This window comes from Vreelandella azerica (assembly GCF_013112225.1).
Classification (GTDB): Bacteria; Pseudomonadota; Gammaproteobacteria; order Pseudomonadales; family Halomonadaceae; genus Vreelandella; species Vreelandella azerica.
This window is the reverse complement of record NZ_JABFHI010000019.1, coordinates 1-5,551: the sequence shown is the minus strand read 5'-3', so window position 1 is coordinate 5,551 and position 5,551 is coordinate 1. Positions and strand designations below refer to the sequence as shown.

8 protein-coding genes and 1 pseudogene are annotated in these 5,551 nt (G+C 55.8%); all 9 read left to right on the top strand.

Annotated features, from left to right (window positions below):
* Window positions 1-1,132 (top strand): rep family protein (locus HLB35_RS16280; protein WP_216601618.1); only part of this gene is annotated, 1,132 nt, incomplete at its 5' end.
* A 128-nt stretch (window positions 1,133-1,260) separates the two neighbouring features.
* The gene (locus HLB35_RS16275) at window positions 1,261-1,620 is read left to right on the top strand and encodes a plasmid mobilization protein (RefSeq protein ID WP_171703389.1); all 360 of its coding nucleotides are present in this window, start codon (window positions 1,261-1,263) and stop codon (window positions 1,618-1,620) included.
* A pseudogene (locus HLB35_RS19075) lies at window positions 1,514-1,957 on the top strand (hypothetical protein); the annotation flags it as partial. The gene HLB35_RS16275 and the pseudogene HLB35_RS19075, both read left to right, overlap by 107 nt.
* 436 nt (window positions 1,958-2,393) lie before the next feature.
* On the top strand, window positions 2,394-2,828 hold the full coding sequence (locus HLB35_RS16265; RefSeq protein ID WP_171703388.1) for a hypothetical protein: 435 nt from the start codon (window positions 2,394-2,396) through the stop codon (window positions 2,826-2,828).
* On the top strand, window positions 2,829-3,008 hold the full coding sequence (locus HLB35_RS16260) for an MbeD/MobD family mobilization/exclusion family protein (RefSeq protein WP_171703387.1): 180 nt from the start codon (window positions 2,829-2,831) through the stop codon (window positions 3,006-3,008).
* Window positions 3,009-3,010: 2 nt separating this feature from the next.
* Window positions 3,011-3,157, top strand: a complete 147-nt coding sequence (locus HLB35_RS16255) for a hypothetical protein (protein WP_171703384.1) — start codon at window positions 3,011-3,013, stop codon at window positions 3,155-3,157.
* A 115-nt stretch (window positions 3,158-3,272) separates the two neighbouring features.
* Window positions 3,273-4,268 carry a DNA-binding protein gene (locus HLB35_RS16250; RefSeq protein ID WP_171703386.1) on the top strand — a complete coding sequence of 332 codons (996 nt, stop codon included), beginning with the start codon at window positions 3,273-3,275 and terminating at the stop codon, window positions 4,266-4,268.
* 9 nt (window positions 4,269-4,277) lie between these two features.
* Window positions 4,278-4,643, top strand: coding sequence for a hypothetical protein (locus tag HLB35_RS16245; RefSeq protein WP_171703385.1), 366 nt, complete (start codon window positions 4,278-4,280; stop codon window positions 4,641-4,643).
* A gap of 441 nt (window positions 4,644-5,084) precedes the next feature.
* Window positions 5,085-5,551 (top strand): hypothetical protein (locus HLB35_RS16240; RefSeq protein WP_216601617.1); only part of this gene is annotated, 467 nt, incomplete at its 3' end.

The window sequence follows — 5,551 nt, the reverse complement described above, 5'->3', positions numbered from 1 at the left end:
GTTCCCTCATCAGCGAACTGATAACCTCGGCAGTCTGTTGGATAAGCAGCGGGAAGCGCTCAAGCGTCTGCGTAAGGGTCGGGTGTGGGATTTAGCCAAGCAGCGCTGGCAGTTCCAAGGGCTCGTCAGAGCGCTAGAAATCACGCACAGCGAGCGCAACGGTTGGCACCCACACACGCATGAGCTTTGGTTTGTCAGCCCTCAGACGACTGCAGGTGACGTTAAAACTACGGTGTTAAAGCGGTGGAAGCGGATTTGCCAGGACGTTGGGCTGCTCGATCCAGCCAATGAGCAAAGTTGGCGCGCTTTCGATGTGCGGTCTGTTGATGTGAAGGGTTGGTGTTCAGCAGGCGAATACTTGGCGAAGGCTGATGATGCAAAGCACTGGGGCGTTGATCGGGAAATGTCCACGGCCAGTAGTAAGGGCACGAAAGGCGGCAAGAAAGCGGGTCGGCATCCGTTCCGGTTGCTGGCGGAGTCACTGGACGGTAGCGAGCGGGCGGGGAAGCTGTATGTCGATTTCATCCAGACGGTGACCGCTAAGCGGGTGCGGGCGCTGTTTTTCAGTCCAGGGCTGAAAAAGCAGATCGGCATTGACGATCAGACGGATGAAGAACTGGCAGAGGAACAGCGCGATGAAGCCGTGGCCCTGGGGCAGCTCACGGCGGACGATTGGCGGCTGATAAGGCGCTTGGGTCGGCAATCGGCAGTGCTGGATGCCGCCGAAGTAGGCGGCTGGAATGCGATTGTTCTTTTGCTGGCAGGGCTTCGGGATGCCGAAGGCATTGAGCATCCAGAGGTTGAACGGCAGACGCCTGAACAGGCTCAGCAATCAGCCGATGAAACAGTGGCAGCGCGTCAGCAAGAGCGCCAAGCGCAGGCGGCTGCACAATCGGCAGGCCGCGACCTTGATGCGGCTTTGGCACGATTGCGCGAGCAGTCTGCAGCCGTTCATGTGTCGATGTTGGATGATGCTGAGCAGGGGCTCAAAGCATTCGAGGCTGAGGTGGTTAAAAGCGGCTGGTTTGCCGCTTCGCTTGCATTTGCAAGCGGTGGCCGTGAGGCCGCTTTGGGGGTCAAGGGGGCAGAGCCCCTTGCAAGGCCCCAGTTGGGTACTGCTGGCGTGGGCTGACTGAGCGGAGCGAGGGAGGCTCCGACTGCTGTTCCCACACTGGGTGGCCTTGTTTTGGGCGCGCACGCACACGCGCGCGATGAATTTGCTAGCATGTTGGTAGAACCCCAAAAAATGGCATGCGTTTTATGGCAGAAGAACCCCCGATCAAACGGCGGAAAAGCGACCAGGAGAGGCGTGAGACGCTGCTTCGGATTCGCGTCAATGATGCTGAGCACGAGCGTCTACAGACGCTCGCTAGCGAAGCAAATATGACGCCGAGCGAGTTAATCAGAGATCACATTGGCAAGGTCAAAGTGCGGAATCGCAGCGATGAGCAACAGCGAATCGCGGTGCTTAATCGCATCAACGCGAACCTCAATATGATCGCCCGTTGGTGCAATGTGCATAAGGGCGCAGCGGACACGGTGGAAGTCGTTTCGCATTTGCAGGCGATTCAGCACGCTGTTGAAGTCGTGGCCGACGAGCACAAGAGGCCAAAGCAGTGATTGTCGGGTTTGCCAGTCGTGGCCAGGGCCGCGGTGCCGGTCCAGTCGGCTATTGCGTGAAAGAAACCGTGATTCAGGCAAAAAAGAGGCAGTCACGCGTGACCCACCGCCGACGGTGTTGCGCGGCGATCCAGAGTCGACTGAGCGGCTCATTGACTCCCTGAGTTTCAAATACAAGTACAAGAGTGGTGTCTTGTCGTTTGCTCCTGGCGAGACGATCACGCCTGAGCAAGAGCGCGATATCATGAACCGCTTCGAAGCAATCGCATTCGCGGGCCTTGACCGTGACGCCTACAACATTCTCTGGGTTCGGCATGAACACGCTGGCCACCATGAACTTCATTTCGTTACTCCTCGCGTCGAGCTCACAACCGGAAAATCACTCAATATTTGCCCACCAGGGCGCGGTGCCCGCGCTGCATACGACGATTTCCGGTCGATGATTAATGCTGAGTACGGGCTAGCAGACCCCGATGACCCCGCTCGCGAGCGGGATCTTCAGCACCCTCAAGGCGACCGTAAGGCCGTGGAATGGGAAGAATTAGGGGCGTCAGAGATCGTTTCTGTAGCGAAGCGTCGTATCGAGCTGCGCGAAGCGGCGCATAAATTAGTTGCTGGTCGAGTGTTGGCCGGACTCATAAAGGATCGAGAAACCCTTGTTGAGCAGGTCGAGAAGTTGGGTTTCGAGGTGGTAAGGCAGGGGCCGGACAACATCACGCTACGCCACCCTGGTGACCCGGATGGCACACGGTTCCGTATGAAGGGAGAGATTTATGGGCGTGAATTCCAACTTGAAGCAACAGTTAGCAGAGCAGTTCAGGCAGGAGAGCGCGACTATTCACAGCGCGACCAGCGAGCAGCTGAACGCTATGCAGAGCGAGTTGCAGAGCACATACAAAAGCGCGCTGCGTACAATCGAAGCCGATATCCAGACCGAGAGCAAAGCACTGGGGAGGCGGTTCCGGCACTTGATGCTGTTACCGAGCCTGCTCCTGGTGATGATCTCAGTAGCTATATCAGCCGGAGCTTGGGCGTTCACGCAATACCAGTATCAAGCGATACAGGAGAACCGGCAGACGCTACTGGAGCTCGACACCAGTGGCGTGGAACTGATCGAGCGGAACGGTACGGAGTACCTATTGATGCCAATGGACGCGAAAGCGAGACAGCTGGAGTCGGGTCAGATTTATATAGAAATGGGGCGTTAAATGACGGAATTAGAGCGGACATTGCTCAGCGCGCTAGAGAAATTCGAGCAGCGGCAGACAGAGCAACAGCGGGCGCTCGACAGTGTGTCGAACGCATTGGAGCGTGTGTCGAGCGAATACGAGTCGTTGAGCCAGCAAGTGACTATCTTGCAGCGGCAGTTGGACGAATTGAAAACTTAGTCTTGGATCGTGAAGCTGAGCGGCTGGGAGCGCGGCTAGAGGCGCGCATACAGCGCCCACGGCAGCGTCAGGAGCCAGATAAAAAGCCTGAGCAGCTAGAGCAGCGGCATGTGCCGAAGCCCGGCGGCTGGAAGACGCCAGGCATGTAAGTAATACCGCCATATCGGCGGTTTTTTTTTTTTGACAGGTGTACCGTACTGTACTATATTAAATACAGTACATTACTATACAGTACAATACAGTACACTTTAAGGGATAATTGATATGGCAATTACAGAACAGCAAGTCATTAAAGCAGCTGAACGCATCGCAGAACGTGGCGAGCGCCCGACAAATCCGCGTATCCGCGCTGAATTGGGAGAAGGGTCGTACAGCACGATCAATAAATACATGGCCGCATGGCGGGCCTCGCAGCAAGAGCCGGAGGCGCCAAAACCGGAGCCGGAAGCACCGAAAGAGCCGGAGGTGCCTGAGACAATCACCGCCCAAGCGCATAAGCTGGCTGAGCAGCTGGTAACGGCGGCATGGCGTGAAAGTGATGCTAAGCACGCCGAAGCCATCGAAGCGGAGCGTCATGCGCTGCAAGCTGAGTTCGATAAGCTGAAAGCCGAGCGACAGCGGCATGATGCTGAAATTGAAGACCTAGAGTTGGCCCTCGAACGGTTAGAGCAACAGGGCGAGGAGGCCGTGGCCCATGAGCAGGCCAAGGCGGAGGAAGTACGCCGGGAGCTGGCCGAGGTATGGCAGCAGCATGCGAGCACCCGCGAGGAGCTGGCAGCAGTGAAGGCCCGCGAGCAGGCCGCCCAGGAGCGACTGAACGAGCTACGTGATGAAGTAGAGGTAGCACGTCGTCAGACCGCTGAGGTTGAGCAGCGTATGCGTGATGAGCAGGCAAAAACGGATAAGCATGTTCGGTCCATCGGTGACGAAATGGGCCGCGTGATGGCATCCCTGGAACAGTATAAGGAGCAGGCGAAAGCAGCGAAGGCGGCACAAGAGGAAGCCGAGAAGCGCCATACGGCCGAGCTTGAGGAATGGCGGCAGGAAGTCGATACAGCCGAGAAAGCACTGGCAACTAGCGATGCAACACAACGGGCTGCGACTGACGCCGTGACTCAGCTGAAAGAGCGTGTTGAGGGTTTAGAGGCACGTCTAGTAGATGCTCATGGCGTTATCGAGCGCCTAACGGCTCGAGATAAATCAGTACACCAAGCAGAGGAGCAGCCAAATTTGCCATTTGATGGCGATTCAAAGAACTGAGGAGAGGGTATGTTTTTTAAGTCAAAACACCAAAAGGAGTTAGAAAGCGAAATAAAGCGCTGCGAGGAGGTGCTTTTATCGCAGGGAATGGCGGCAAAAATTCTCGCAAGCGGGAAGCTTAGAGAGTTTCGCCAAGCCTTAGAATCAGACATGGGTGGTTTAGAAGGGTACCTGGAGAAGCCAGATAGTGAGCAATTAGCTTATATGAGGCTTTATGGCCCGATTATGGATAAAGCTAAGCTAGAGGAGAATGAAGTAGATTTCTTTTCCGCTTATCTGTTTATGCTTTTCCTGAATGGTGCGGGAAGTGGCTACCGTAGTACGGTTGATAAAGCGATAGACGCGATGCAGCGTATTTATAAGGTAGTTGGTTGATCCTGGCAGGTACTATGAGTGATGGTTCGCGCAGCGAACGCACGCCAAACCAGCGCGGCACCGAGCGATCGGTGCCTTTTTTGTGCAGCATCCACAAAAACCGCCAAGCCTCGGCACCTTCATGCCAAACGGGGTTGGGGTTTCGTGCGGTGTCGTTTAGCCTGAGCGGTAGCCTGTAAAACGCAAAAAATGCCGAAAAGGAAACCTGTATACACAGGATCATTTTTTGGCATTTTCGTGCTTTTTATCAGCGATTTACGCGATATACACAAAACTGAAATTTCTGATAAGCTAGTTCTATGTCTGAATTGCAGACATGAAAAACCCCGGGTCATTGGTGTTGGTCGCACCTCGCCGGGGTCATTCACTCAGTTCGTAGGGATATTATGAGCGACGAGACAGAGATTCTCAAGTTCTGCCAGCCCTGCCGGGGTTGCGCAGATGAAGTTACCCTCCGGTAATTCAGCGCTGCAGAAGCAGCTAAGCGACCTCCCAGGCGAGGCATCCGGCGTAGCCGGAAATGCCGCTCTAGGGACAGTCGCGAAATCCTCCCCCACCTGTGAAAAGAATCCTGGTGCTTTTGACCGTAGGCTTGTGCGGGCAGAACGCTATGCGCTCACGTCTGAAGCTCGACGCCTGCTGCTCAACGAAGGGCGGCGGCAAGGGCTTCAATGGCAGCACAAGATCCATCGCACCGCCGGGTGCATGTATATCCCCCACGGCAAAATCCACGTTCACCAGAGCTGCGAGCATGGCCACGCGTTTTATTCCGGTGTGCAGGTGTGCGGGTCTATATGGGGCTGCCCGATTTGCGCGGCGAAGATCAGCGAGCGTCGCCGGCAGGAGGTTGAGCAGTCGGTTGATTGGGCGTATGAGTCCGGTTTGCAGCCGATGATGATTACCCTCAC